Here is a 26,709-nt window from a genome sequence, read left to right on the forward strand (position 1 = left end):
CACCCGTTCGACGTCTATGATTCGAGTCACACCATGTTCCCCGATACCCCCGGAAAGGGGTGGCGTTCGTGTCGTCCTCCTCGTCGGCGCTGCTGCGTCCCCGCGACGGTGATGCCCTGCGCGGTGAACTCCGCCGCACCGCGGCGCAGGCCCAGCTGCCGGTGGTCTTCGCCGGCGAGGTCCAGCAGGGATCGCTGCAACTCAGCGAATTCTTCGGCACCCGCACCAACAGCCTGGCCGGGGTCGTGGTGCCTCCGCGGGCGGGTCTCGGCGGTCGCGTCCTCGCGGAGTCGCGGGTGGTGACGGTGTCGGACTACGGTCGCTCCGCGTCGATCACGCACCACTTCGACCGTCCCGTTCTGTACGAGGGATTGCGGTCCATCCTCGCGGTGCCGGTACTCGTCGAGGGCAAGGCCCGCGCGGTGTTGTACGGCGCCGCGCGCGAGTGCGCGCCCGTCGGCGATCGGGCTGTGACGGCGTTCGCGCAGGCGGCGGCTCGTCTCGCGCACGAGATCGAGGTGCGCGACGAGGTCGATCGGCGACTCGCGATGCTCGAGCGGTCGTCCGGCGACCGCGATCCCGTCGCGACTGCGCAGGTCCGCGAGGTCCATGCCGATCTGCGGGTGCTCGCGCAGGGCACGACCGATCCGGCGCTGCAGGAGAAGCTCCGCTCGTTGTCCGACCGTCTCGCCGGGGTGCTCGACGGAACGGAACCGGAACCGACGGACGTCGTGCTGTCCCCCCGCGAGACCGACGTGCTGTCCCATGTGGCGCTGGGGTGCAGCAACGCCGAGATCGCCCAGCGCCTGTCGGTCGGCGCCGAGACGGTCAAGAGCTACCTGCGCAGCGCCATGAGCAAGCTCGACGTCCATTCCCGCCACGAGGCCGTCGTCGCCGCGCGAAAATCGGGTCTGCTGCCCTGAATCCGGTCGGTCCCCGCCGGCAGTGGACAGGGTGCGCGGAAGGGGGCCTGCGGTGGCCGAGACGACCGACTCACCCCAGCTCGTCCGCGTTCTCGGGCCGGGTCTGCTCCTGCTGTTCGTCATCGGCGACATCCTGGGCACCGGCATCTACGCCCTCACCGGGGAGGTCGCGAACGAGGTCGGTGGCGTGGTGTGGCTGCCGTTCCTCGTCGCGTTCGCCGTCGCGACGGTGACGGCGTTCAGCTATCTGGAGCTGGTCACGAAGTATCCGCGGGCGGCCGGAGCGGCGCTCTACACGCACAAGGCGTTCGGCGTGCACTTCCTGACCTTCCTGGTGGCCTTCGCCGTGATGTCCTCGGGCATCACCTCTGCCGCCACGGCTGCGCGGGCGTTCGCCGCGAACATCGCCGAGGCCTTCGGACTCGACCTGGCCGGCACGGCCGGGATCACCGTGATCGCGCTGGTCTTCGTCCTCGTCCTCGCGGTGATCAACTTCCGCGGGGTCGCCGAGAGCGTGAAGACCAATGTGGTGCTCACGATGATCGAGTTGGGCGGCCTGCTCATCATCGTCGCGATCGGCATGTGGGCGTTGGGTTTCGGCGGCGGCGATTTCTCGCGTGTGGTCGAGATCGATCCCGGCGACCGGTCCGTCTTCTCCGCGGTGGTCGCGGGGACAGCCCTGGCTTTTTTCGCGATGGTGGGATTCGAGGACTCGGTGAACATGGCCGAGGAATGCAAGGAGCCCACCCGGATCTTCCCCCGGATGCTGCTGCTCGGCCTGGGTCTCGCTGCGCTGGTGTACGTGCTCGTGTCGATCACCGCGATCGCGCTCGTCCCGCCCGACGAACTCGGGGCGGGCGAGACGCCCTTGCTGCGGGTGGTCGAGGTCGGCGCCCCGGCGTTCCCGGTCGGGATCTTCGCCTTCGTCACGATGTTCGCGGTGGCCAACACCGCGCTGATCAACATGCTGATGGCGAGCCGGCTGATCTACGGCATCGCCCGCGAGGACGTCCTGCCCGCCGTCCTGGGGCGGGTGCACCCGACCCGCCGCACGCCCTATGTCGCGATCGTGTTCACGACGCTGCTCGCGGTCGGTCTCGTCGTCTTCGTCGGCGGGGTGCCCGAACTCGGGGGTACGACGGCGCTGCTCCTGCTGGGGGTGTTCGCGATCGTCAACGTCGCGGCCCTGGTCCTGCGCCGGGACCACGTGGAGCACCGGCACTTCCGCGCGCCGACGATCCTTCCGGTGCTCGGGGCGACCAGTTGCCTGTTCCTCGTCCTACCGTGGGTCGACCGGCCTGCGACCCAGTACCGGACGGCCGGGGTGCTGCTCGGGATCGGCGTGGTGCTGTGGCTGGTGACGCGACTCGCGGGCCGGCGCGACGGCCGGCCCGCGAGTACGACGGATCGTGAGGAGAGCTGAGGGTCCGTCAGCGGTTGCGGACCAACGCCATCGAGCCGAGGCCGAGGACGGCGGTGACGAGCATGGCGAGGGACATGGGGACCGCGGTGTCCTCACCCCAGGCGCCGACGATCGGAGCGACTACGGCCGCCAGCAGGAACTGGAGGGCGCCGAGGAGCGCCGAGCCGGTGCCGGCAGCGTGCCGGACCTGACCGAGAGCGAGGGTCGCGGCGTTGGCGAGCACCAGCCCGAGGCTCGCGACGCCGAACCACAACGCCACTATGGTCACTCCGAGGACGGGTCCCGCGAGGGCGTTGACGGTGAGCACGGCGGACCAGAAGACGAGCAGCGCCGACCCGATGCCGAGCAGCCGGTGCGGGGTCGTGCGCTGGAGCAGCTTCTGGTTCACCACATTACCGAGGCTGATGCCCACGGCGTTGAACGCGAACAGCAGGGTGAACCAGCCGGTCGACAGGCCGTGGATCTTCTGCATGACGAACGGCGACGCGGAGATGTACGCGAAGAGCACACCGAACGCGAAGGTGTGGGCCAGCAGGTAGCCGAGATAGGTGCGGTCGCGGACGACGACGGCGATCCCGCTCGCCAGGCCGCCGAGGCCACCTGCCGAGCGACGGTCGGCCGGGAGGCTCTCGGGCAGGAAGAAGACGATCGCCGCGAGCATCACGAGGCTCAGCGCGGCCAGGAACCAGAAGACGGCGCGCCAGCCGACGGACAGGATGATGCCGCCGCCGACGAGCGGCGCCGCGATGGGCGCCACTGCGCTGACGAGCACGAGCAGGCCGAACAGCCTCGCCGCGGCCATGCCCTCGGCACGGTCGGAGACGACGGCTCGACCCACGACGATGCCGGCGGCGCCGGCGAAGCCCTGGACGAAGCGGGAGACCGCGAGCAGTTCCACGGTGGGCGCCAGAGCGCACGCGACGCTCGCGAGGGCGCACACGGCCGTGCCGATGAGCATGGACGAGCGGCGACCGAACCGGTCGGACATCGGTCCGATGATCAGGTTGCCGAGGGCCATGCCGATGAGGAAGGCCGTCAGCGTGAACTGCACCGCGGACGCGGTACTGCCGAATTCCTCGGCGATGTCGGGGAAGCCGGGCAGGTACATGTCCACGGCGAGCGGGGCCAGGGCGGCCAGCAGACCGAGCGACGCCACGGACATGCCGGACAGCGAACGGCCGCCGGATCCGTGCTCGTCGGTCTTCACTCCGGTTGCGGCCTCGGAGGGTCGGTTCATCACACCTCGATCGATAAGTTCGAATCTATATATAAATTGATATATAGATTCTAGCCTACGATCGAGGCATGCCCGACGACCCGAGGATCAGCGACGCCGACGTCGACCGGCTGGCCGACAGCGTGCGCACGCTCGTGTGGAAGTTGCAGCGCGTCGGCGAACGCGAATCGGGCCTGGTCGGGATCCCCCAGTCCGAGATCGAGGTCCTGCGGGTGCTCTCCGACCATCCCGGCATCACCGTGTCCGATCTCGCGCGCATGCTCGGACTGCAGAGCAGCAACGTCAGTGCCACGGTGCGCAGCCTCGTCGCCCGCGGCCTCGTCTCCCGCACGACCAACCCGAACGACGGGCGGTCGCACCATCTGCACCGCACTCCCCTGGCGGAGCACAACGGGAATCTCATTCGGCGTATGTGGATCTCACGGATGCAGGAGGTGCTCGCAGCGATGGATCCGGTCGATGCCGCCGAACTCGTCGCGGCGGCACCGCTGCTCGAACAGCTCGCCTCCCTCGCCGAGGATCCGGCCCTGGCCTGAGCTCAGGCTCCCTCGTCGTACTCCGGCGGCAGGGCGGCGAACATGTCGCGGGTGACCGCGACCGCGTTGTCGGAGCTGCCGCCGCGCACGACGAGCGTCGCGAACGCCAGATCGCCGCGGTAGCCGACGAACCACGAGTGCGACCCGCCCTCGACCTCGGCCTCACCGGTCTTGCCGTAGACGTCGCCCTGGTCCCGGATACGGTCGGCGGTACCGCTCGTGATCACCAAGCGCATCATCTCGCGCAGACCCTCCACCATCTCCGGCGTCACCGGCGGCGGCGAACCGTTCACAACCGTCTCGCGACCCGCGATGAGATAGGGCACCGGAGTACGGCCGGCGGCGACCGTCGCCGCGGTGAGCGCCATCCCGAACGGGCTCACGACCACCTTGCCCTGACCGAAACCGTCCTCGGTCCGTTCGACGAGATCCTCCGCGGGCGGAACCGATCCGGTGAAGGTCGGCATCCCCACCACCTCGTAGTCCACACCGATACCGAACTGCGAGGCGGCGACGGTCAGCGCGTCCGGGGCCATCTCGGAGGCGAGCTTGGCGAAGGAGGTGTTGCAGGATCGGGCGAAAGCGGTGGCGAGAGAGACCGTCCCGAGCTCGAACTCGTTGTAGTTCGGCACGCTCCGCTCGCCGATCGTGATGCGACCGGGGCACGGCACCATCGTGTTCGGGGTCGCGCGACCCTCGGCGATCGCCGCACCCGAGGTGACGATCTTGAACGTCGAGCCCGGGGGGTACTGGCCGGCCAGCGCGACCGGGCCGTCCCTGTCGGCGGCCTTGTTCTGAGCCACCGCCAGCACCGCACCCGTGGACGCCTCGATCACGACCGTCATCGCCTGCTCGGTGCGGGCATCGACGGCCGCCTGAGCCGCGAGCTGGAGGGGACGGTCGAGGCTGACCGAGAACGACGGCACCGGCTGCGGCGGCGTCTCGGTGAGCACCCCGGTGTCCACGCCGTACTGGTTCACCACGACGACGCTCCACCCGGCCGTGCCGTCGACCTCGTCGATGACGGTCTTCTTGATCTGGCCCACGAGATCAGGCGCGAAGTTGCGATCGGTCGCGACGAGGTCGGCCTGCTCGGTCACCACGACACCGTCGATCCCGGCGAGACGTGGGGCGACGCGCTCGTAGTCGTCCTCGCGCAGTCGCATCACCGACCGCGGCCCGGACGAGGCCGTCACCGATTCCGCGATCGCCTGCGCCGTGAGCGAGGAATCGAACTCCGACAACGTCGACGCGAGCTGTCGTGCCGCACCGGCGACGTCGGTGGTCTGCGAGGCGTCGAAGGCGATGCCGTAGACCGTGCCGGGGACGAGGATGTCGCTGCCCGCGTGCTCGTTGACCCGGGCGCGCGGCGCCGGGCTGCTGCGGAGCTGCATGGTCTGCCGTTCGCCGAGCTGCGGGTGCAGCGCGGATTTCGCCCACCGCACGATCCAGTCGTTCCCGCTGCGCCCCATGTTGAGCTCACCGGTGTACTGCCACACCCGTTCCTTCGGCAGGTGCCACTCGTAGTTGTAGCCCACGGTCGCGGAGTCGCCGCTGATCCGGGTGGATGTCGTGGTGGCGGTGAGGGATTCGGCCTGAAGCCCGTCCAGGACTTCCTGCATCGCGACGGCCGCGTCGTCGGGGCGGTCGGTGCGGTCCGCCGCCGACGCGACGTCCTGAGCGGCGAACGAGTCGAGAAACGCCTGGGCGGCGGCCTCCGGCCCGGCCGGGCGCGGCGTGCACGCGACGGCCAGGCCGAGGAGCACGACGGCCACCGACAGCACAGCGCCGATCCGGAGTGCGCGTGCGTACGGGGATGCCGGGGTGGAACTTCGAGGTCTCATCGCCCGTCATCGTAGGCAGAGCCGACGGGAAATCAGTCGAGCAGCACCGTGGAGAACGTCGCGACCTGGCGGAAACCCGCGCGGGCGTAGGCTCCGCGGGCCGGGGCGTTGAAACTGTTGACGTAGAGGCTGGGCAGGCGACCGCTGCGAGCAACCGCGCAGGCCACGGCGGCGGTGCCGATCGTGCCGAGGCCCGAACCTCGATGCGCGGGATCGACCCAGACGCCCTGGATCTGGCCCACCGTGGACGACTGGGAGCCCACCTCCGCCTTGAACACCACCTGTCCGTCCTCGAATCGCGCCCAGGCGCGTCCCGCCGCGATGAGGCTCGCGACGCGGCGCCGGTAACCCGCACCGCCGTCGCCGGTGCGCGGGTCGATACCGACCTCCTCGATGAACATCGAGATCGCGGCCGGCAGATAGACATCGAGTTCCTCGGGCCGCACGGGACGGACCTGCGGGTCGGGTTCGACGAGCGGCTCGCGGTCGAGAACGAGGAGGGGTTGTTCGGCCCTCACCTCGCGGGGAGCGCCCCACGCCGATTCGAGCCGCTCCCACATCGGCAGCGCGTACTCGGCGCGACCGACGATGGACGAACACAGTCGCGGCCCGCGACTCGCGCGCTCGGCGAACGCCTGGATGTCGTCGGGACTGCCCAGCAGCGGAATGAGGTTCGCGCCGGAGAAGCACAGCGAGGTCTCGGGGCCGCCGCGGCTCCACATCTCACCGCCGACGGCACGCCCGTCGAGTCCGTACTCCTCGACGCGGCCGGCCACCATGCACGCGGCCACGGGGTCGCGGGAGAGCACCCGGAGCACCGCGGCGGTGTCACGTCCACCCAACGACCGGACACCCAGAAGCTTGAGCACTCGCTCACCACCCGTCGACAAGCCGATACGAGATCAGAGTGCCATGCCGGACGGCGGCGTGGAAACCTGAGTCCTCGAAAGTGAGAGAACGCCGTCCCGTGCGCCCCACCCGTATCAGCCGACCGACACCACGGGGCCGCCGCCCGAGGCGTTGCCTTCCATCTCGTCGGCGATGCGCATCGCTTCCTCGATGAGGGTCTCGACGATCTGCGCCTCGGGCACGGTCTTGATGACCTTGCCCTTGACGAAGATCTGGCCCTTGCCGTTTCCGGAGGCCACACCGAGGTCCGCCTCACGAGCCTCACCGGGTCCGTTGACGACGCACCCCATCACCGCGACCCGCAGCGGCACCTCCATGCCCTCGAGTCCGGCGGTGACCTCGTTGGCGAGGGAGTAGACGTCCACCTGGGCGCGCCCGCAGGACGGGCAGGAGACGATCTCGAGCTTGCGGGGACGCAGGTTCAGCGACTGCAGGATCTGCGTGCCGACCTTGATCTCCTCGGCGGGCGGCGCCGACAGCGACACGCGGATGGTGTCGCCGATGCCCTCGCTGAGCAGCGCGCCGAAGGCGACGGCCGACTTGATGGTGCCCTGGAAGGCGGGGCCGGCCTCGGTCACGCCGAGATGCAGCGGGTAGTCGCACTGCGCGGCGAGCTGCCGGTAGGCCTCGACCATCACGACGGGGTCGTTGTGCTTGACGGAGATCTTGATGTCGCCGAAGCCGTGTTCCTCGAACAGGCTCGCCTCCCACAGGGCGGATTCGACGAGCGCCTCCGGCGTGGCCTTGCCGTACTTGGCGAGCAACCGGGGGTCGAGGGAACCGGCGTTGACGCCGATACGGATGGGGATCCCGGCATCGCCGGCCGCCTTGGCGACCTCCTTGACGCGACCGTCGAATTCCTTGATGTTGCCGGGATTGACGCGCACGGCCGCGCAGCCGGCGTCGATCGCGGCGAAGATGTACCGCGGCTGGAAGTGGATGTCGGCGATCACCGGGATCTTGCTCTTCTTCGCGATGATCGGGAGCGCGTCGGCGTCCTCCTGACGCGGGCACGCCACACGCACGATGTCGCAGCCGGACGCCGTGAGCTCCGCGATCTGCTGGAGGGTGGCGTTCACGTCGTGCGTCTTCGTGGTGGTCATCGACTGCACGGACACCGGATGATCGCTGCCGACGCCGACATTTCCGACCATGAGCTGGCGGGTCTTGCGTCGGGGTGCGAGGACCGCAGGAATTTCGGGCATGCCCAATCCGACGGGGCTGGTCACAGTTCGCCTTCTTTCGTCGCTACTCGGCAAGTCTACCGGCGCAGATCAGAACAGCTTGATGGGGTTGACGATGTCTGCTGTGAGGGTGAGCACCATGTAGGCGCCCCCGATGACCACCGCCACATAGGTCAGCGGCAGCAGTTTCATGTAGTCCACGGGCGGGCCGACCGGCAGTCCGCGCAGGCCGCGCAGCCAGTTCCGGGCCTTCTCGTAGATCGCGACGGCCATGTGCCCGCCGTCGAGCGGCAGCAGCGGGAGGAGGTTGAACGCACCGAGGAAGAAGTTCAGCTGTGCGAGCAACAACACGAACGACTCCCAGATGCCGCGCTCGGCGAACTGGCCGCCGATGACGCTGGCGCCGACGACGCTGACCGGGGTGTCGACCGCGCGCTCTCCCCCGGTGACCGCCGTCCACAGGTCGGCGACCTTGCTCGGCAGGCTCACGAGCGCCTCGGCCGTGCGGACCGCCAGGTAACCGGTGAAGTCGAAGGTCGCGGGGATCGCCGAGAGCGGCGTGTACTCGATGATTCCCGGCTCTCCCCCGACACCGATCGCACCGACGGTGCGGGAGACGGGTTCGGCGTCGGGCGACTCGCTCTCGTAGACCCAGCGCTGGACCTGCTGGACCGTGACCGGCACGGTGAGGGTCTCCTCGCCGCGTTCGACGGTGAACGGCACGGTGCCCGACAGGGGCTGCGTGGCCCGGACGAGGTCGCCGAAGGTCTCGACGGACTGCCCGTCCACGGCGACGATCACGTCGCCCGGTTCGATGCCGGCCTGCTCGGCCGGACCGGGACCCGAACAGTCGGCCGGGGTGTAATCGGGCGGGCCGTCCTGGGTCGGCGCGGCACAGCCGACGGTGCCGACCACCGCGCGGTTGTCGGTGTTGGGCAGCCCCGCACTGGCGGCGAGGCCGTAGATGAGCACGATGCCGAGCAGGAAGTTCATCGCGATGCCACCCGACATCACGACGAGGCGCTTCCACGTCTTCTGCTTGTACATCGCGCGCTCGACCTCGTCGGGCGCGAGTTCGTCCAGGGCCGTCATGCCGGCGATGTCGCAGAACCCGCCGGCCGGAACCGCCTTGAGACCGTATTCGGTCTCACCGCGGCGGAAGGCGAACACGCGGGGGCCGAACCCGATGTAGTAGCGCCGGACCTTCATGCCCAGCTTCTGCGCGGTCCACATGTGGCCGGCCTCGTGCAGGGCGATGGAGATGGCGATGCCGAGGGCGAACAGCACCACGCCCAGTACGAACATCATGAGTGGCCGATCCTCCTATACGAGTGTGCGCGCCCGGTCGCGGGCCCAGCCGTCGGCGGCGAGCACGTCGTCCACGGTACTGGGTTCGGCGGACCACTCGTGTGCGTCGTTCAGCACGGCCTCGACGGTCTGCACGATCCGCGGGAACGACAGCGTCCCCGCGAGGAATGCCTCGGCGGCGACCTCGTTGGCCGCGTTGTAGACGGCGGTGAGGCATCCGCCGCCCACGCCCGCCTGGCGCGCGAGCCGCACGGCCGGGAAGACGTCGTCGTCGAGGGGTTCGAACTCCCAGGTGGACGCCGTCGAGAAGTCGAGTGCCGGGGCGGCGTGCGGAACGCGGTGCGGCCAGCCGAGGGCCAGCGCGATCGGCAGCTTCATCGACGGCGGCGACGCCTGGGCCAGAGTCGACCCGTCGACGAAGGTGACCATCGAGTGCACGATCGACTGAGGGTGCACCGTCACGTCGATCCGGTCGTAGTCCACGCCGAAGAGCAGGTGGGTCTCGATGAGTTCGAGTCCCTTGTTGACGAGGGTCGCCGAGTTGAGGGTGTTCATCGGTCCCATCGACCAGGTGGGGTGGGCGCCGGCCTGTTCGGGAGTCACCGATTCGAGGCGGTCGGCGGTCCAGCCGCGGAACGGACCGCCCGAGGCGGTGAGCACGAGACGCGCCACCTCGTCGCCGGTGCCGCCGCGCAGGCACTGCGCAAGCGCGGAGTGCTCCGAGTCGACCGGCACGATCTGGCCGGGCGCCGCCGCCTTCGTGACGAGCGAGCCGCCCGCGACCAGCGACTCCTTGTTCGCCAACGCGAGTCGCGCACCGGTACCGAGCGCCGCGAGCGTCGGTTCGAGGCCGAGGGAGCCGACGAGGGCGTTGAGCACGACGTCGGCCTCGACCTCGCGCACGAGCTCGGTGACAGCGGTCCGGCCGCTCCGAACCGGCAGGTCGAGACGTGCGGCGGCGTCGGGGTCGGCCACGGCGACCTCGCGGACACCCGTTGCGCGGATCTGCTCGGCGAGCAGATCCGTCTTGCCTCCGCCCGCGGCGAGACCGACGACTTCGAAGTCGTCGGGGTTGGCGGCGATCACGTCGAGTGCCTGGGTACCGATGGAACCGGTACTACCCAGCAGGAGCACCCGGGTGCGGGAAGAAGATCGAGTGTCGGCCACGCGAGCATTGTTCCCCACGCACCTGAACGGTTCCTGAACCGCCCGGTCTCCACCTCTCGACAGGCGCCACACGCATGCCCCGCTTCGTACGACGCGGGGTCGTATGTCACGATAAGCAGCAACAGCAGCATCTGGTGAGCAGGAGGAAACCGTGGCCGGTACCGAGTTGCAGTCCACTCGTGGTGATGTGGCGGCGGAAGTGCCGTCCGCCGAGTGGGGTTGGAGCGGGGAAGCCCCCAAGTTCTTCCGCGTGATGGCTTTGATCGTGGCGGCGTTCCTGCTGCTGATGCTGATCGGCAATCACGAAGGCCATGTCGAGAGCCTGTACCTCATCGGTTCGGCGGCTCTGCTGGTGTTCATCGTCGCGCGCGATGCGGTGCGTCGCCGCCGGTTGCGCTAGTCCATCGACGAAAGGGCCCGTCCGGAATTCTCCGGACGGGCCCTTTCGTGTCTGTCGGCTCAGCCTTCCGCGGCGAGCTGACCGCACGCTGCGGCAATCTCCTGGCCGCGGGTGTCGCGGACGGTGCACGACACGCCCTGGGCCTGCACGCGCCGCACGAACTCGCGTTCGACGTCCTTCGGGCTGGCATCCCACTCGCTGCCCGGGGTGGGGTTGAGCGGGATGAGGTTCACGTGCACGAGCGACCCGAGAGCCTTGTGGAGCTTCTTGCCGAGCATGTCGGCGCGCCACGGCTGGTCGTTGACGTCGCGGATGAGGGCGTACTCGATCGAGACGCGCCGGCCGGTCTTGTCGGCGTAGTACCGCGCCGCCTCGAGGACCTCGGCGACCGACCACCGGTTGTTGACCGGGACGAGGGTGTCGCGCAGTTCGTCGTCCGGGGTGTGCAGCGACACCGCGAGGGTGACGCTGAGCCCTTCGTCGGCGAAGCGGCGGATGGCCGGTGCGAGTCCCACCGTGGAGACGGTGACCGAACGCTGCGACAGACCGAGGCCTTCGGGCGCAGGTGAGGTGATGCGCCGCACCGCCGCGACCACGCGCTTGTAGTTCGCGAGCGGCTCGCCCATGCCCATGAACACGACGTTCGACAACCGTCCCGGTCCGCCGGCGACGTCGCCGTCGCGCAGGGCAGCGGCGGCCGCGCGCACCTGGTCGACGATCTCGGCCGTGGACAGGTTGCGGTCGAGACCGCCCTGGCCGGTCGCGCAGAACGGGCATGCCATGCCGCATCCGGCCTGGCTGGAGATGCACAGCGTGGCGCGATCGGGATAGCGCATGAGGACGCTCTCGAGCAGGGTGCCGTCGTGGGCGCGCCACAGGGTCTTGCGGGTCTCGCCTCCGTCGCACGCGATGTGCCGGACCGCGCTGAGCAGAGGCGGGAACAACGCCTCCCCCACCTTGTCGCGGACGGCGGCGGGCAGATCGGTCATCTTCGCCGGATCCGCCTCGAGCCGCCCGTAGTACTGGCGGGCGAGCTGGTCGGCGCGGAAGGCCGGAAGCCCCAGTTCGCGCACCGCATCACGACGCTGATCTGCGTCGAGGTCGGCGAGATGGCGCGGCGGAAGACCACGCTTGGGTGCATCGAAGACCAGGGGCAGGGAAGAAGCCATAATCACCTATTGTCCCATGATCCGGGACGGATGGGTCCGGGCGTTGCTGTGATACTCGCCCCCATTCCCGGGCCGGTGTCACCGGTCGGTCTCCCTCACGCCGAGTCGCCCGGGCGCGGAGGGGGAATACGGGAGCATGGACATCATGACCGGTCTCGTCGCTCCCGAAGTCGCACGCTCGTGGTTGCTCGTTCCGGGCCGCTCCCCCGATCTCTTCGACACCGCCGCCGACTCGCCGGCGGATGCGGTGGTGCTCGACCTCGAGGATGCCGTACCCGCCGCGGCCAAACCCGCTGCTCGCGAAGGCATCGTGGCGTGGCTGCGCGAGGGTGGGAAGGCCTGGGTGCGGGTCAACGACGCCACCACGTCGTTCTGGGCCGACGATCTCGCCGCACTCGCCGGCCTCCCGGGCCTGCAGGGCGTCATGCTCGCGAAGGCGGAGAGTGGTCACCAGGTCGAGGCCACCGCAGATCTGCTGCCGGAGGGCACGCGCATCCTCGTGTTGATCGAGTCGGCGATGGGTCTCGAGGCGGCTCCCGAGATCGCCCGTGCGGAGGGCACCTTCCGCCTGGTCTTCGGCAGCGGCGACTTCCGGCGCGACACCGGCATGAGCGACAGCCCGATGGCGATGGCGTACGCGCGGTCGAGGTTGGTCATCACGAGCCGCGCCGCGCGCCTGCCGGGACCCATCGACGGACCCACACTCAGCGACGACCCCGAGGTCCTCGAACGTGAGGCCGAGCTGACCCGCTCGATGGGGATGACCGGCAAATTGTGCATGACCGGCGAACGCGCGTCGTACGCGAACGTGGCTCTGAGCCCGAACAGCACGGACGTGGACTGGGCGGAAGGCATCATCGACAAACTCGGTGAGGACGGACGCAACGTCCGCGACGGCAGCGACCTGCCGAACCTCGCGAAGGCGAAGAAGATCACCGAGCTGGCGCGAATGTTCGGTATCGGCCGGTCGCGCTGACCGCTCTCAGCTCAGTTCCAGGCCCAGGGGTCTGCGGCGCACGTGCAGCCGGTAGCGGACGGTGAGCGTCGTGCCGGGTGTCTCGCGGATCGCCCGGGTCGCGACGCGTGGTGCGAACTCGATGCCGAGCACCCGCTCGAGGGTCGCTCGGTCCGGAAACTCCCACAGCGTGTCGACGCGGCGCAGATCGAATCCCTGCGCCTCGAAGAACGCCTCGACCGCGGCCGGGTCGTAGTGCGGCAGGTCGTCGCGCATCCAGTCGCCGTAGGGATGGGCGGTGGCGTCGAGATCGACGACGGCGAGCGCGCCGCCCGGACGCAGCACACGCATCGCCTCGAGGATTCCGGCGCCGCACCCCGGGCCGAAGAAGTAGGCGGTGCGGGCGTGGACGAGATCGACCGAAGCGTCGGGAAGCGGCATGTGAGCCGCGGAGCCTTCCGTCACGGTGACCGACGGAAGACCGTCCACGCGGATGCGGGCCGCGGCGACCAGCGGCGGATGCGGTTCGATCCCGGTCACCGTGCGTGCGTCGGCCGCGAACATCGGAAGGTGGAAACCCGAACCGCACCCGACGTCGACGACGTCGCGGCCGGTCCAGTCCGCGGCCTCCCGCAGCGCCGCGTACACGGCGCCGCGGGGATCCTGCGCGCGGTTCTCCTCCTCGTACACCTCGGGCCAGTGCCAGATGTTGGGGCTGGCGATCACACCGCTCCCCGATTTCGGTGTACCGGGCTTCGGTGTACGGAGCTTCGACGAACGCACCATCGGGCGACTACACGAAGGCCGTGAGGATCAGCCAGGTGACGAAGGCCGACGGCAGGATCGAGTCGAGCCGGTCCATGATGCCGCCGTGTCCGGGCAACAAGGTGCCCATGTCCTTGATGCCGAGGTCGCGCTTGACCTGCGACTCGATGAGATCGCCGGCCGTCGCCGTCACCACGAGCACCGCGCCGAGCAACGCACCTGCCCACCACGGACCGTCGAGCAGGAACATCACGGTGAGCACACCGGCAGCGATGCACGCCACCGCCGACCCGGCGAAGCCTTCCCACGACTTCTTCGGGCTGATCGCCGGCACCATCGGGTGCTTGCCGAACAGCACCCCGGATGCATAGCCGCCGATGTCCGACGCCACGCACACGATCATCAGGCAGAACACCCGCTGGGCACCCTGGTCCTCGAGGACCATGAGGGTCGCGAACGACGCCAGCAACGGCAACCAGGCCGCGACGAAGACCGCGACCGCGGTATCCCGCAGGTAGTTGCGCGGCTGCGCGCCGAGGCCGCGTCCGAACAGGCGCCACAGCATCGTCACGACGACCGTGCCCGCGAACGCACCGAGCACACCCGTCGTGCCGTAGGGCCACCCGAGCCAGATCATCGCCTGCCCGCCGACCAGCAACGGCACTCTGGGGACGAGCACGTCGGCTTCGCGCAGACGCTTGGTGACCTCCCAGGTCGCGATACCGATGGCGATTGCGACCACGGCGAGCCACGCCTTCGGGGCGAACAGCAGGATCCCGATGACGAGCGCGCCCAGACCACCGCCGACCGCGAAGGCGGCCGGCAGGTCGCGTCCGGCCCGTGACGGTTTCTTCACCGGCTCCGACGCGGGGTCGGGGGCCGGCGTCGGGTCTGCAGGGGTGGCACCGGAGTCGGCTCCGGCACCGAGTGGAAGCTGCGGGTCGGAGGACCCGTCGGCTCGACCCACTGTCAGACCTCCATCAGTTCGGCTTCCTTGTGCTTGATCAACTCGTCGATCTGACCGACGTACTTGGCGGTCGTCTTGTCGAGTTCCTTCTCGGCGCGGTTCACGTCGTCCTCGCCGGCCTCGCCGTCCTTCTGGATGCGGCCGAGTTCCTCCATCGCCTTGCGGCGGACGTTGCGCACGGCGACCTTGGCGTCTTCGCCCTTGGCCTTGGCCTGCTTGACGAGTTCGCGGCGACGCTCCTCGGTGAGCTGCGGGACCGAGATGCGGATGATGTTGCCGTCGTTGGTGGGGTTGACACCGAGATCGGAGTTGCGGATCGCGGTCTCGATCGCGTTCAGCTGCGAGGCCTCGTACGGCTTGACGATGACCATGCGCGCCTCGGGAACGTTGATGCTGGCGATCTGCGTGATCGGCGTGGGAGCCCCGTAGTAGTCGACGACGATGCGGTTGAACATGCCCGGGTTCGCGCGACCGGTCCGAATGCCACCCAGATCGTCCCGGGCCACCGTGACGGCCTTCTCCATCTTCTCTTCGGCTTCGAAGAGGGCTTCATCGATCACGGCAGTTCCTCCATGTTCCGTTGTCCGTTCATGACCGTACGAGTGTTCCGATCTTCTCACCGGCGATGGCTCGGGCGATATTGCCCTTGGTCAGCAGATTGAAGACCATGATCGGCATGGCGTTGTCCATGCACAGGCTGAAGGCGGTCGCGTCGGCGACCTTGAGGCCCTGCTCGATGACCTCGCGGTGGGTGATCTCCTCGAACAGCTCCGCATCCGGGTTCGTGCGGGGGTCGTCGGAGTAGACCCCGTCGACGGCCTTCGCCATGAGGACGACCTCGGCGCCGATCTCGAGGGCGCGCTGCGCAGCGGTGGTGTCGGTGGAAAAGTACGGCATACCCATGCCCGCACCGAAGATGACCACGCGCCCCTTCTCGAGGTGGCGGCGCGCACGCAGCGGCAGGTAGGGCTCGGCGACCTGTCCCATCGTGATGGCGGTCTGCACGCGGGTGTCGATGCCTTCCTTCTCCAGGAAGTCCTGCAGCGCAAGGGAGTTCATGACCGTTCCGAGCATGCCCATGTAATCGGACCGTGCGCGTTCGAGACCGCGCTGCTGGAGTTCGGCGCCGCGGAAGAAGTTGCCGCCACCGATCACGACCGCGACCTCGGCGCCCCCGCGCACGACCTCCGCGATCTGCTGGGCCACCGTCGTCACCACGTCCGGGTCGAGTCCGACCTTGCCGCCGCCGAACATCTCGCCGCCGAGCTTGAGCAGTACCCGGCGGAATCCGGGCCGATCGTGGGCGTGGTCGGACATGACTCTCCTCTGGTTGCGCATGAATCGGCCCTTATCATCCTGCCTCATCCGCTCGAGGGAACCGAGATCGGGCGGATAGACACGCCACACCTGTCACCGCGCAGCACGCGCGGGCGCCTCCGGGCCCCGAGGCGGCGTGGCCCGACACACCTCGACCCCGCCGGTAGCAGCACCGACGGGGTCGTGGAGTGGAAGAACTAGCTGGCGCCGACCTCGAAACGCACGAAGCGGACGACGTTCGCGCCGGCCTCGTCGAGGATCGCCTTGACGGTCTTCTTCGAGTCCGTCACGGACGCCTGCTCGAGCAGGACGACGTCCTTGAAGTAGCCGTTGACGCGGCCTTCGACGATCTTCGGCAGAGCCTGCTCCGGCTTGCCCTCGGCCTTGGCGGTCTCCTCGGCGATACGACGCTCGTTGGCGACGATGTCCTCGGGAACCTCGTCACGGGTGACGTACTTGGCCTTCAGAGCGGCGATCTGCATGGCGGCAGCGCGAGCAGCCTCGGCAGCAGCGTCGCCCTCACCGGTGTACTCGACGAGCACGCCGACGGACGGCGGCAGGTCGGAAGCACGCTTGTGCAGGTAGACGGCGGTCTGACCGTCGAAAGCGGCAACGCGACGCAGCTCGAGCTTCTCGCCGATCTTCGCGGACAGCTCCTGGACGAGGGCGTCGACGGTCTTGCCGTCGGCCTCGACGGCCTTGAGCGCCTCGACGTCGTTCGCGCGGGCCTGTGCGGCAGCGGTGACGACCTTGTCGGCGAGAGCCTGGAACTCGTCGTTCTTGGCGACGAAGTCGGTCTCGGAATTCAGCTCGACGAGCACGCCGTCCTTGGCGACGACGAGGCCCTCGGCGGTGGAGCGCTCGGCGCGCTTGCCCACGTCCTTGGCACCCTTGATGCGCAGCTGCTCGACGGCCTTGTCGAAGTCGCCGTCGTTGTCGGCGAGAGCGTTCTTGCAGTCCAGCATTCCGGAGCCGGTGAGCTCACGGAGACGCTTGACGTCGGCGGCGGTGTAGTTCGCCATGGAAGCGAGCCTCCTGTGTCTGTGGTGGAAAAGTCTCTGGGGGCGGCCCTACCGCGCGGATGGGCTCGGGCCGCGATGCGACGGCCCCGACCAGGATCTCTCGATCGGAAGGTCGGGGCCGGGCAACGAATCAGGCCTCGGGGGCCGCGTCTGCTGCGGGGGCTGCGTCCGCTGCGGGCGCCTCGGCGTCGGCGGCGGGGGTGGCCTGCGCGAGCAGCTCCTGCTCCCACTCGGCGAGAGGCTCGGCACCGGCCTCGGGCTTGGCCTCGGCGTCGCTGCTCTTGCCGGCGCGGGCCTGCAGGCCCTCGGCGACGGCGGAAGCGACGACCTTGGTCAGCAGCGCCGCGGAACGGATCGCGTCGTCGTTGCCCGGGATCGGGTAGTCGACGAGGTCCGGATCGCAGTTGGTGTCGAGGATCGCGATGACCGGGATGTTCAGTTTGCGGGCCTCACCGACGGCGATGTGCTCCTTGTTGGTGTCGACGACCCAGATCGCCGACGGAACCTTCGCCATGTCGCGGATGCCGCCGAGGGTGCGCTCCAGCTTGTTCTTCTCACGCGTGAGCATGAGGATTTCCTTCTTGGTGCGTCCCTCGAAGCCGCCGGTCTGCTCCATCGACTCGAGCTCCTTCAGGCGCTGCAGGCGCTTGTGGACGGTCGAGAAGTTGGTGAGCATGCCGCCGAGCCAGCGCTGGTTCACGTAGGGCATGCCCACGCGGGTGGCCTCTTCGGCGATGGATTCCTGAGCCTGCTTCTTGGTGCCGACGAACAGCACGGTTCCACCGTGAGCGACGGTCTCCTTGACGAACTCGTACGCCTTGTCGATGTACGTCAGGGTCTGCTGCAGGTCGATGATGTAGATGCCGTTGCGGTCGGTGAAGATGAACCGCTTCATCTTCGGGTTCCAGCGACGGGTCTGGTGTCCGAAGTGGGCGCCGCTGTCGAGCAGCTGCCGCATAGTCACAACAGGCATGCCTGTTTCTCTCTTTCGTGTCGGTTTCCGCGGTGGATCTTCCGATCCCCGCCCTGGCGTCCACATGCCCGTCGAACCCTTGCGGGACCGGCCGACGGCCATTTCCGATGCGGCCCGGAGAAACGGGTCGGCATCGATGCGCGGACGCGCGAAGTCGATCTGCGTATACAGACCGCCCGACAAGTGTACGCGGAGCAGGCGCGGATCCCTAACCGGGAGTCGCCGGGCCTGTGGACGGATCCGGGGTTGTCCACAGATCGCGTCGCCCTCTGGTGCGCAGCGACTCCGATTCACGAGACTGGCGGGCATGCTCCTCGCCGCTCGCCTCCGGTCGCTCGCCGTCGTGATCGCCGCGTTCGTCGTGCTCACCGCTGCGCCGGGAACCGGATCGGCCGACGCCGGACGGTTCGTGTGGCCGCTCGATCCCCGGCCGGTCGTGAGCCGGGAGTTCGACCTGCCCGAGCAGAACTGGCTCCCCGGTCACCGCGGTGTCGATCTCGACGCACACGTGGGGCAGACCGTCGTGGCGGCAGGTGACGGCGTCGTCGCGTTCGCCGGTGTCGTGGCCGGGAAGCCTGTGGTCTCCATCGATCACGAGGGCGGGCTGCGCACGACCTACGAGCCGGTGGAGGCGGCGGTCGCCGCGGGTCGCCGGGTGACGAGGGGCGATCCCATCGGCACCGTCGTCGCCGGTCACGAGGGAGGCGTCTCCCCCGCATGCCTGCATTGGGGACTCCGACGCGGCCGCGACGACTATCTCGATCCGCTGCCGCTCGTCGAGCGCCCGGTGATCCGCCTGCTGCCGGTATGACGCCCTGGTGGCCCGTACGCCCGCCTAATGCACTGCGTGTCGACCCGACAGTACGGGGAAGTCGTCGGCGACCATCGCGGCGAGTTCGACGAACGCCGTGCGTGTCGCGGGGCGGAGCCGTTCGAGATCGATCTCGGCTCCCTCCGCGAGGTGCTCGTCGAAAGGCAGCACCTTCACCGCGCGGCACCGCGCGAGGAAATGCGCGGTCAGCGCGTCCATGTCGATGCTCGCCGCACCCGGGCGCGGCGAACTGATCACCACGACCGTGCGCTCGACCAGGTCGGAGTAGCCGTGCGCCTGCAGCCAGTCGAGGGTCGCCGCCGCACTGCGCGCCGCATCGACTGCGGGCGACGCGACGAGCACGAGGGTGTTCGCCAGGTCCAGCACGCCGCGCATGACCGAATGCATGATCCCGGTGCCGCAGTCGGTGAGGATCACGTTGTAGTAGACCTGCAGGATGTCGACGACGCGGCGGTAGTCCTCCTCGCTGAACGCTTCCGAGGCAGCGGGATCGCGTTCGCTCGCGAGCACTTCGAGCCGGCTCGGCGCCTGCGAGGTGTGGGCACGCACGTCCGAGTACCGGCGGATGCCCGACGCGTTCGCGAGCAGGTCCCGCACGGTCGAGGTGGTCTGCTGCGGGATCCTCTGCCCGAGGGTGCCGAAGTCCGGATTCGCGTCGACGGCGATGACGCAGTCGCCGCGCAGTGACGCGAACGTCGACCCCAGTCCGACGGTCGTGGTGGTCTTGCCCACCCCGCCCTTCAGCGACAGCACCGCGATCCGGTAGTCGCCCGGGATCGGCTGGCGGATCCGGGCGACGAGCTCCTCCCGGCGCTCGCTGCCTCCTCCGTCGAGCCTGCCGCCGGTCAGCCGGTCGACCCGCTCCCGCCACCGTCGCGTGGAACGTCGTGACCTGCGGACCAGCACTCCCGAGGCGAGGTCGACATTGGACGGCTGATGGTCGAAACGACGGGCCTCGTGTTGCAGGTCGTCGACCGGAGCGTCCGTTCGTGCCGGTAGCGGGGCCTGGACCGATGCGGGCTCGGGGTCGACCGGATCGGGTGCGACCTCCGTGGCCTCCGGACTCGACACCTCCGGTGCAGGTGCAGGTGCAGGTGCCTCGGCCTCGGGCTGCTCCGCGACGTCGGGAACCGGATCCACGGAGACGGGCGCAGGCCCGGGTTCGGTCGCGGCTGCCGGGACCGTCACCTCGGGCACTGCGGAAAACGTCGCCTCGGGCACTGCGGGAAACGTCGCCTCGGGCTCCGCCGGGACCGTCGCCTCGCGCTCCGCGGGCGGGAGAACACGCCTTTCGGGTCGCGCCGGTTCGTGCGTGAGAGCGGCTTCGGACACTTCCGGCTCCGGGTCGGCCTCGGAACTGACCCGGGGCCGCAACGCCATGCCGAGAGGCACGGAGGCCGTCATCTCGAGCGGAGCGGAGGGAGCGGGCGGAGTCGCACCGTCGCCGGGCGAAGTGGAGGGACCGGGCGTCTCGGTGCCTCTGGCCGCGCGGCGGAGGCCGCGTCGCGCGTGGTCGGTTCCGGATTCCGGTGGGTCCTGCAGCCAGGCGGGCACGGCAGGACCCGGTTCGTTGCGTCTCATCTGTTCCCCCGATTCGATGGTGCCGGCGCACGCTATCAAACCGGGACGGCTTCTCGGGCAAGCCGATCAGGCGCGGGGATGGGCCTGATCGTGCGCGGCGCGCAGACGCGCCACCGAGACGTGGGTGTAGAGCTGCGTGGTGGCCAGACTCGAATGGCCCAGCACCTCCTGGACCACCCGCAGATCCGCTCCCCCTTCGAGCAGGTGCGTCGCAGCGCTGTGCCGCAGACCGTGCGGCGCGAGGTCGGGTGCGCCCGGCACCGACGAGACGGCGTCGTGCACCACCGACCGGACCTGCCGCTGGTCGATCCGACCACCACGCTTGCCCAGCAGCAGCGCCGCACCCGACGACGGTCGTGCGAGATGCGGGCGTCCGTGACGCAGCCACGCGTCGAGCGCCTCTGCCGCGGGACCTCCGTAGGGAACGATCCGTTCCTTGTCGCCCTTACCGAGAACCCGGACGGCCCGCCGCTCGGCGTCGACGTCGTCGATGTCGACCGCGCACAGCTCACCGACCCGGATTCCGGTCGCATACAGCAGCTCGACGATCGCCCGGTCACGCAGTGCGACGGGATCGAGTTCACGCGCACCGGATTTCGCGGCCTCCATGATCTCCAGTGCCTGGTCGTCGCGGAGCACGGCGGGCAGTGAGCGGTGCGGACGCGGTGAGACGAGACGCGTCGCCGGGTCGGCGTCGAGTCGCCGGGTGCGCACGAGCCATGCCGTGAAGACGCGTGCCGACGAGGTGCGCCGCGCGAGCGTGGTGCGGGCCGCTCCCGCCGCCACCATCCCGGCGAGCCAGGACCGCAGCAGATCGAGATCGAGGTCGGTGATGCGCGCATCGGGATTCCGGTCGGCGAGGTGCTGCAACAGCGAGCGGGTGTCGGTGCGATAGGCGCGAATCGTGTGTTCCGAGCGGTTGCCTTCGAGGCGCAGGTGGTCGACGAAGTCCCCGAGGTGCACGTCCAGCGTCGCCGGGAGCATGTCGGATTCGTTGCCTCGCATGGGTCTACCGTGCGGCACGACCGGCTCGGGTGCAACGACCCGCGCCGACTAAGGTGCTTTCGTGAACAAAACGATCCCGGTACCGATGTTGTGCGCCCTGGCGTTGCTGTCGGCGATCGCGCCGCTCGCTACGGACATGTACCTCCCGGGACTTCCCGTCATGGCGGAGAGCCTGGGCAGTTCGACCGTCGGCGTCCAGCTCACACTCACGACCTTCATGGCGGGTCTCGGGCTCGGCCAGTTGCTCGTGGGTCCCCTGTCGGATGGCTGGGGCCGTCGACGGCTGATCCTCGCCGGCACGATCGTCCTGGCGGTGAGCAGCGCGATCTGCGCGATGGCGCCCACCGTCGAGATCCTGATCGCTGCGCGTCTGGTCCAGGGCTTCAGCGGCGGCACCGGCATCGTCCTCGCCCGGGCGGTCATCGCCGACCGGGCTCGAGGCAATCAGGCTGCCAAGCTGTTCAGCCTGATGATGATCATCGGTGGCATCGCGCCCGTCGCCGCTCCTCTGCTCGGTGGTGTGCTGCTGGGTCCGATCGGATGGCGCGGCATCTTCTGGGTGCTCACGGGCCTGGCCGTCCTGATGGCCGTCGGTGCCTTCGCGTTCGTCCCGGAGACCCTGCCGCCGGAGAAGCGGCACGGTGGCGGTCTGAAGACGATGGCCGGCAACTTCGGATACGTTCTCCGGCAGCGACGCTTCGTCGGTTACGCCGCCGCGATGGCCCTGGGCTTCGGCGCGATGTTCTCGTACATCTCCGCCTCACCCTTCGTCACCCAGAACATCCTCGGTCTGAGCCCGGGCCAGTTCTCTCTGGTCTTCGCCGTGAACTCGGCCGGTCTCGTGCTGGCCAATGCCGTCAACACCCGCCTCATCGGCCGGTTCGAGGTGCGGACACTGCTGCTCTTCGGAGTGACCACCATGTTCACGGCAGGTGCGCTGCTGTTGCTGACGATGGTCGTCGTCGGCTACGTCGCGGCGCTGATCCTGCCGCTGCTGTTCGTCGCGATCAGCATGATGGGCCTGACGCTGGGCAACGCCACCGCGCTGGCCCAGTCGCAGGTCCCGAAGGCGGCCGGTACGGGCTCCGCCGTGATCGGCGCCTCCCAGTTCGGTCTCGCTGCCGTGGTCTCCCCGCTCGTCGGGCTCGGCGGCGAAGGCACCGGTATCCCGATGGCCGTCGCCATCGTGGTCTGCTCGGGACTCGCGCTCACCTCCGCCGCGGTGCTGGCGCGTGACTCCGCCGCGGTGCTGGCGCGTGACTCCGCCGCGGTGCCGGCGCGTGACTCCGCCGCGGTGCCGGCGCGCGAGTCCGCGAGCTGACGTGAACGACCGGCCGTCAGTTGCTCTCGACGGCCGCCAGTTCGCTCTTCCACACGCGGAAACCCTCCTCGGTGCGTCCGCGACGCCAGTAACCCGAGATCGACGCGCGTGCCGGCGGCACGGCCCGTTCCTTCCGCAGGTACGGCCGGATGTGCTTCATGACGGCCTCGGCCTCACCGTGCACGAAGACCTGCACGTCGCCGCCCGGCCAGGGCAAGGCCTTCACCGCGGCGACGAGCGGCGAGTTGCCGTCGATCAGGTCGGCACCGGCGTCACCGGCCGCGACACCGCGATGGAGCCACGTGATGTCCACACCCGCCGGGGCGTCGAGTTTCAGTTCGTCGCCGGGACCGATGACCTCCAGGAAGACCGCACCCCGCGCGTCGGCGGGCAGGTCCTCGAGCGCAGCCGCGATCGCGGGGATCGCGGTCTCGTCGCCGGCGAGCAGATGGAAGTCGGCGGAGCGATCGGGCCGGTATCCGGCGCCGGGTCCTCGCACCACGACCTGCGTGCCCGGCTGTACCGAGCGGGCCCACGGCCCCGCAACGCCCTCGTCGCCGTGCACGACGAAGTCGATCCAGATCTCCCGGGCGTCCGGGTCCACACGCCGGACGGTGTAGGTGCGGACGACCGTCTCGTCCCCCGCGGGCAGCTCGATCTTCACGTAGCTGTCGGTCTCCGCGCGGGCCTGGAACTCTCCGAAGCCGTCTCCGCCGAGCACGACGCGGACGAAGTGCTCGCCGATCGTTTCGGTCCGCAGAACCGTGAGTGTCGTCCCCATGGGCGCTTTCCGTGCCACCGAACCTCCTATTAGGGTTACCTATTCTCGCGTCACCGTACTCTGTCGCGGGATGCGGCGGGGAGGTCACGATCGGCGAGGCTCTAGGCTCGAGAACATGAGCACCACCGCGGCCGACATCGCCACCTGGATGACCGACATCATCACCACCGAACGCAGGGTCACCCAGACCGACATGGTCGACGCGATCGAGGCCAAGTTCGGTTCCGAGTGGATCTACGTGAACGACAACGGCCACCCGTCGATCGACCGCGCCGTCCTCAAGGAGTTCCGGAAGGCCCACCGCGGTGCCGTGAAGTGGGACCGCGAGGACCGCGCCTGGTACGTCGAGGACGAGCCGACCGCCGACACCTCGGCCGAGTAGGCGGTCCTCCTCCGAATTCACCCTCGCGCGTCCCGGCGAAACGTCTCGGAGTCTGTGAACATACGGTCACGACTCCTTCGCGCGACCGTCTCCGGCACCGCCGGGCGGATCGGCGCGTCGGCGGCAGGTCGGAGGGCGCCGGGTGGACATCGAGAACGTGCGGGAACCTTCCGTTCCCGCTCGCGAACTGGCGACGATCTGTGTGCTGGCGATCGTGGCCGGCGCCGTCATCGGCGTCGTCGGCGGGGCCTTCCGCTGGTGTCTGGAACGGCTCGAGCGATGGCGGATCCACACCGTCGAATGGGCGCACGAACTCCCCGGTCCGGGATGGCTCGTGCCGGTGGGAATCACGATCCTCGGCGCTCTGCTCGCGGCGCTGATCGTCCGGATGGTCCCTCTTGCCTCGGGTAGCGGAATCCAGCACGTCGAAGCCGTCGACCGCGGGCAGGCCGAGCCACCACCGCTGTCGGTGCTGCCCTCCAGATTCGTCGGGGCGCTCCTGTCGATCGGGTCGGGTCTCGTCCTGGGACGGGAGGGCCCGATCGTGCACATGGGTGCCGCGGTGGGCGCCGAGACCGCACGCCGTGCCCGGCGTCCCGAGCACGAACGTCTGTTGCAGACCTCGGTGTCCGGTGCCGGACTCGCCGTCGCGTTCAATGCGCCGATCGGTGGTGCGCTGTTCGTCGTCGAGGAGGTCACCGGCAGCTTCCGGTTCCGCACCGTCGTGCCCGTCGTCCTGTCGGTGGCCGCCGCGGTCGCGTGCTCGCGGACGATCGTCGGCGACACCCCCGACTTCGCCGTGGACCCCATCGCTCCCCCGTCCATCGTCCTGCTGCCCGTCTTCGTGGTGTTCGGTCTGCTCACCGGACTGCTCGGCGCGGCCTACAACCGGATGGTCCTGGGATCGCTGAGCGTGGTGGAGTCGGTCCGGTCGCTCTCCCCGGTGACGAAGGCCGCGATCATCGGCGGGCTCATCGGGTTGTTGTCGGTGGTCGCACCGTGGGCGGGTGGGGGCGGCGACTCCCTCGTCCAGCACGTGGTGAGCGGTGGTGCGCTCGCACTGCCGGTGGTCGCCTGGTACGTCCTGCTGCGGTTCGTCGCTGGTCCGCTGTCGTACGCGGCCGGGACACCGGGCGGACTGTTCGCGCCACTTCTCGCACTGGGTGCTCTCTGGGGCCTGTTGTGCGCCGGGATCTGCACCGCGATCGTCCCCGGGATCGGGTCGTCCCTGGCCGTGCCGATGGCGATCGCGGGGATGGCCGCTCTCTTCGGTGCGTCGGTGCGGGCCCCGATCACCGGAGTCGTCCTCGTCGTGGAGATGACCGCGGCGACGGGAGTGACGGTCCCGATGCTCGCCGCGACGATCTGCGCCGTCGTCGTGGCGTATTCCACGCGGGTCCCGCCCATCTACGACAGCCTGCGCGACCGCATGTTCGGCGCCCTTCCTCACCGCGGGTAGACCGGTCCGGCGTCGGGCCACCATCACGTCCGCTGCCACCCTCCGTCAGTCGCCACCACCAGACCGTCGAGTTCGAGCAGGGGCAGCGCCGCCCGCACCCGCTCGATCGGCAGCCCCGCCGACTCGGCCACCGTCGCCGGATCACAGACGTCCGACGCCGGAAGCGCCTCGTAGACCAGCGCCATGTCGCCCGACAGTCCGTCCAGGTCGCGGCGGAACAGGCCGTCGCGGTCGTCGTCCCCGCACGCCAGGAGCGGACCGCACTCCTCGACGACGTCGCGCGCCGCACCCACCAACCGGGCCTCCCCCTCCCTGATCATGCGGTGACAACCCTGCGAGGCCGCCGAGGTCACCGGTCCGGGGACCGCCATGACCGGCCGGCCGAGTCGTCGCGCCCACGCCGCGGTGTTGCGCGCCCCGCTGCGCCAACCCGCCTCGACGACGACCGTGCCCGCGGACAACGCCGCGATCAGGCGGTTGCGGGCGAGGAACCGGTACCGCGCCGGAGTCGTGCCCGGTGGATATTCGCTGACCACGAGGCCGGATTCGGAGATCCGCCGCAGCATCGTCGCATGTGCTGCCGGATACGCCCGATCGACACCGCAGGCCAGGATCGCGACGGTGGTGCCGCCCACCCCGAGCGCCGCGCGGTGTGCGGCAGCATCGACGCCGAAGGCCGCACCGGACACGACCGTCCATCCGTCGGCGGCGAGATCCCCGGCGATCTCGGCGGTGACGTGCTCCCCGTAACCACTCGCGGCGCGAGTTCCGACGATGCCGATCGCGCGTTCGGCGAGGTCGTCGATCCGCCGGCTCCCCCACACCCACAGGGCGAGGGGTGGCCCCTCGGCGTCGGTGGCGGTGTCGAGGGCGCCGAAGCCGAGCATCTGCCAGGCGGGCCATTCGTCGTCGTCGGGGGTCACCAGTCGCCCGCCGGCCCGCCCCAGGCGGTCGAGATCCCGCGCCGCGGTGTCGAGGTGCGCCCGCACCGAGTACCGCGACGAGAGTTCGCCGAGGCCCGAACCCGACCGGATGGCGGCGGCCACCTCGAGTACACCCTCGGCCTCGACCGCCGCCGCCAACGATCGTGACGCACCCTGCGCGACAGTGGACAGATAGGCCCAGGCCAGGCGCCGTTCGTCGTCGTGTCCGTTCATGCGACACCCCGATCCCGGAAGTCGAGTGCGGCAGCGACATGGGTCGCCGACGGTGAATCGGAACCGTCGAGGTCGCTCAGCGTCCACGCGAC

At 69.5% G+C, this 26,709-nt stretch carries 27 protein-coding genes; 9 read left to right on the forward strand and 18 right to left on the reverse strand.

What is annotated here, in order from left to right; translation table 11 throughout:
* Window positions 1-59 precede the first annotated feature (59 nt).
* Entirely contained in the window at window positions 60-923 is an 864-nt protein-coding gene (locus ACPCXD_RS07560) for a LuxR C-terminal-related transcriptional regulator (protein ID WP_088897308.1), read from the forward strand.
* A gap of 52 nt (window positions 924-975) precedes the next feature.
* On the forward strand, window positions 976-2,346 hold the full coding sequence (locus ACPCXD_RS07565) for an APC family permease (protein ID WP_229567945.1): 1,371 nt from the start codon (window positions 976-978) through the stop codon (window positions 2,344-2,346).
* A 7-nt stretch (window positions 2,347-2,353) separates the two neighbouring features.
* Here the strand turns inward: ACPCXD_RS07565 and ACPCXD_RS07570 are convergent, their stop codons facing one another.
* The gene (locus tag ACPCXD_RS07570) at window positions 2,354-3,583 is read right to left on the reverse strand and encodes a multidrug effflux MFS transporter (protein ID WP_229567944.1); all 1,230 of its coding nucleotides are present in this window, start codon (window positions 3,581-3,583) and stop codon (window positions 2,354-2,356) included.
* Window positions 3,584-3,651: 68 nt separating this feature from the next.
* Here ACPCXD_RS07570 and ACPCXD_RS07575 point away from each other — a divergent pair, with 68 nt between their 5' ends.
* Complete coding sequence (locus tag ACPCXD_RS07575; protein WP_423659074.1) at window positions 3,652-4,119, forward strand: MarR family winged helix-turn-helix transcriptional regulator; 468 nt, start codon at window positions 3,652-3,654, stop codon at window positions 4,117-4,119.
* Between the two features lie 2 nt (window positions 4,120-4,121).
* On the opposite strand, the gene ACPCXD_RS07580 is transcribed toward ACPCXD_RS07575, so the two are convergent.
* From ACPCXD_RS07580 to dxr, 5 genes are all read right to left on the reverse strand, one after another.
* Window positions 4,122-5,963, reverse strand: coding sequence for a penicillin-binding transpeptidase domain-containing protein (locus ACPCXD_RS07580; RefSeq protein WP_229567943.1), 1,842 nt, complete (start codon window positions 5,961-5,963; stop codon window positions 4,122-4,124).
* Between the two features lie 32 nt (window positions 5,964-5,995).
* Window positions 5,996-6,832, reverse strand: a complete 837-nt coding sequence (locus ACPCXD_RS07585) for a GNAT family N-acetyltransferase (protein WP_145691800.1) — start codon at window positions 6,830-6,832, stop codon at window positions 5,996-5,998.
* A gap of 114 nt (window positions 6,833-6,946) precedes the next feature.
* Window positions 6,947-8,101 carry a flavodoxin-dependent (E)-4-hydroxy-3-methylbut-2-enyl-diphosphate synthase gene (ispG, locus tag ACPCXD_RS07590; RefSeq protein WP_016691224.1) on the reverse strand — a complete coding sequence of 385 codons (1,155 nt, stop codon included), beginning with the start codon at window positions 8,099-8,101 and terminating at the stop codon, window positions 6,947-6,949.
* 45 nt (window positions 8,102-8,146) lie between these two features.
* Window positions 8,147-9,364, reverse strand: a complete 1,218-nt coding sequence (locus ACPCXD_RS07595; RefSeq protein ID WP_160876484.1) for a M50 family metallopeptidase — start codon at window positions 9,362-9,364, stop codon at window positions 8,147-8,149.
* A gap of 15 nt (window positions 9,365-9,379) precedes the next feature.
* Window positions 9,380-10,549: a 1-deoxy-D-xylulose-5-phosphate reductoisomerase gene (gene dxr, locus ACPCXD_RS07600; protein ID WP_420714486.1), complete on the reverse strand. Its 1,170-nt coding sequence runs from the start codon at window positions 10,547-10,549 to the stop codon at window positions 9,380-9,382.
* Window positions 10,550-10,682: 133 nt separating this feature from the next.
* Here dxr and ACPCXD_RS07605 point away from each other — a divergent pair, with 133 nt between their 5' ends.
* Entirely contained in the window at window positions 10,683-10,931 is a 249-nt protein-coding gene (locus ACPCXD_RS07605) for a DUF2631 domain-containing protein (protein ID WP_120282265.1), read from the forward strand.
* Window positions 10,932-10,990: 59 nt separating this feature from the next.
* On the opposite strand, the gene rlmN is transcribed toward ACPCXD_RS07605, so the two are convergent.
* A complete protein-coding gene (rlmN, locus tag ACPCXD_RS07610; RefSeq protein ID WP_160876488.1) occupies window positions 10,991-12,100 on the reverse strand; it encodes a dual-specificity RNA methyltransferase RlmN in 1,110 nt (369 codons plus the stop codon).
* 136 nt (window positions 12,101-12,236) lie between these two features.
* Between rlmN and ACPCXD_RS07615 the strand changes: the two genes are divergently transcribed.
* Window positions 12,237-13,076, forward strand: coding sequence for an HpcH/HpaI aldolase/citrate lyase family protein (locus ACPCXD_RS07615; protein WP_160876490.1), 840 nt, complete (start codon window positions 12,237-12,239; stop codon window positions 13,074-13,076).
* Window positions 13,077-13,082: 6 nt separating this feature from the next.
* On the opposite strand, the gene ACPCXD_RS07620 is transcribed toward ACPCXD_RS07615, so the two are convergent.
* From ACPCXD_RS07620 to rpsB, 6 genes are all read right to left on the reverse strand, one after another.
* On the reverse strand, window positions 13,083-13,781 hold the full coding sequence (locus ACPCXD_RS07620; protein ID WP_423659077.1) for a class I SAM-dependent methyltransferase: 699 nt from the start codon (window positions 13,779-13,781) through the stop codon (window positions 13,083-13,085).
* Between the two features lie 67 nt (window positions 13,782-13,848).
* Complete coding sequence (locus ACPCXD_RS07625; RefSeq protein ID WP_085468007.1) at window positions 13,849-14,787, reverse strand: phosphatidate cytidylyltransferase; 939 nt, start codon at window positions 14,785-14,787, stop codon at window positions 13,849-13,851.
* Between the two features lie 2 nt (window positions 14,788-14,789).
* Complete coding sequence (gene frr / locus ACPCXD_RS07630; RefSeq protein ID WP_024100638.1) at window positions 14,790-15,347, reverse strand: ribosome recycling factor; 558 nt, start codon at window positions 15,345-15,347, stop codon at window positions 14,790-14,792.
* 28 nt (window positions 15,348-15,375) lie between these two features.
* Window positions 15,376-16,104 carry a UMP kinase gene (pyrH, locus tag ACPCXD_RS07635; protein ID WP_059381181.1) on the reverse strand — a complete coding sequence of 243 codons (729 nt, stop codon included), beginning with the start codon at window positions 16,102-16,104 and terminating at the stop codon, window positions 15,376-15,378.
* A gap of 197 nt (window positions 16,105-16,301) precedes the next feature.
* Window positions 16,302-17,126 (reverse strand): translation elongation factor Ts, encoded by an 825-nt coding sequence (tsf, locus tag ACPCXD_RS07640; protein WP_006550975.1) that lies wholly within the window; start codon window positions 17,124-17,126, stop codon window positions 16,302-16,304.
* A gap of 130 nt (window positions 17,127-17,256) precedes the next feature.
* On the reverse strand, window positions 17,257-18,099 hold the full coding sequence (gene rpsB / locus ACPCXD_RS07645; RefSeq protein WP_060650992.1) for a 30S ribosomal protein S2: 843 nt from the start codon (window positions 18,097-18,099) through the stop codon (window positions 17,257-17,259).
* 307 nt (window positions 18,100-18,406) lie between these two features.
* On the opposite strand from rpsB, the gene ACPCXD_RS07650 reads away from it, so the two are divergent.
* Window positions 18,407-18,910, forward strand: coding sequence for a murein hydrolase activator EnvC family protein (locus ACPCXD_RS07650; protein WP_160876496.1), 504 nt, complete (start codon window positions 18,407-18,409; stop codon window positions 18,908-18,910).
* 24 nt (window positions 18,911-18,934) lie between these two features.
* Here ACPCXD_RS07650 and ACPCXD_RS07655 read toward each other — a convergent pair whose 3' ends face one another.
* Window positions 18,935-20,512 (reverse strand): MinD/ParA family ATP-binding protein, encoded by a 1,578-nt coding sequence (locus tag ACPCXD_RS07655; RefSeq protein ID WP_229567939.1) that lies wholly within the window; start codon window positions 20,510-20,512, stop codon window positions 18,935-18,937.
* A gap of 66 nt (window positions 20,513-20,578) precedes the next feature.
* Window positions 20,579-21,517, reverse strand: a complete 939-nt coding sequence (locus ACPCXD_RS07660; protein WP_088897319.1) for a tyrosine recombinase XerC — start codon at window positions 21,515-21,517, stop codon at window positions 20,579-20,581.
* An 85-nt stretch (window positions 21,518-21,602) separates the two neighbouring features.
* On the opposite strand from ACPCXD_RS07660, the gene ACPCXD_RS07665 reads away from it, so the two are divergent.
* Entirely contained in the window at window positions 21,603-22,838 is a 1,236-nt protein-coding gene (locus ACPCXD_RS07665) for a multidrug effflux MFS transporter (protein WP_423659207.1), read from the forward strand.
* A gap of 16 nt (window positions 22,839-22,854) precedes the next feature.
* Here ACPCXD_RS07665 and ACPCXD_RS07670 read toward each other — a convergent pair whose 3' ends face one another.
* Entirely contained in the window at window positions 22,855-23,619 is a 765-nt protein-coding gene (locus ACPCXD_RS07670) for a siderophore-interacting protein (RefSeq protein ID WP_016691237.1), read from the reverse strand.
* A gap of 115 nt (window positions 23,620-23,734) precedes the next feature.
* Here ACPCXD_RS07670 and ACPCXD_RS07675 point away from each other — a divergent pair, with 115 nt between their 5' ends.
* Together ACPCXD_RS07675 and ACPCXD_RS07680 are read left to right on the forward strand one after the other, a co-directional pair.
* A complete protein-coding gene (locus ACPCXD_RS07675) occupies window positions 23,735-24,001 on the forward strand; it encodes a DUF6953 family protein (RefSeq protein WP_006550968.1) in 267 nt (88 codons plus the stop codon).
* A 142-nt stretch (window positions 24,002-24,143) separates the two neighbouring features.
* Entirely contained in the window at window positions 24,144-25,460 is a 1,317-nt protein-coding gene (locus ACPCXD_RS07680; protein ID WP_229567937.1) for a H(+)/Cl(-) exchange transporter ClcA, read from the forward strand.
* Window positions 25,461-25,483: 23 nt separating this feature from the next.
* Here ACPCXD_RS07680 and dprA read toward each other — a convergent pair whose 3' ends face one another.
* Window positions 25,484-26,617 (reverse strand): DNA-processing protein DprA, encoded by a 1,134-nt coding sequence (gene dprA / locus ACPCXD_RS07685; protein ID WP_088897322.1) that lies wholly within the window; start codon window positions 26,615-26,617, stop codon window positions 25,484-25,486.
* Window positions 26,614-26,697: a hypothetical protein gene (locus ACPCXD_RS07690; protein ID WP_423659209.1), complete on the reverse strand. Its 84-nt coding sequence runs from the start codon at window positions 26,695-26,697 to the stop codon at window positions 26,614-26,616. The genes dprA and ACPCXD_RS07690 overlap by 4 nt, the downstream gene beginning before the upstream one ends.
* Between the last annotated feature and the right edge of the window lie 12 nt (window positions 26,698-26,709).

The organism is Rhodococcus sp. AB351, from assembly GCF_049538275.1.
Classification (GTDB): Bacteria; Actinomycetota; Actinomycetes; order Mycobacteriales; family Mycobacteriaceae; genus Rhodococcus.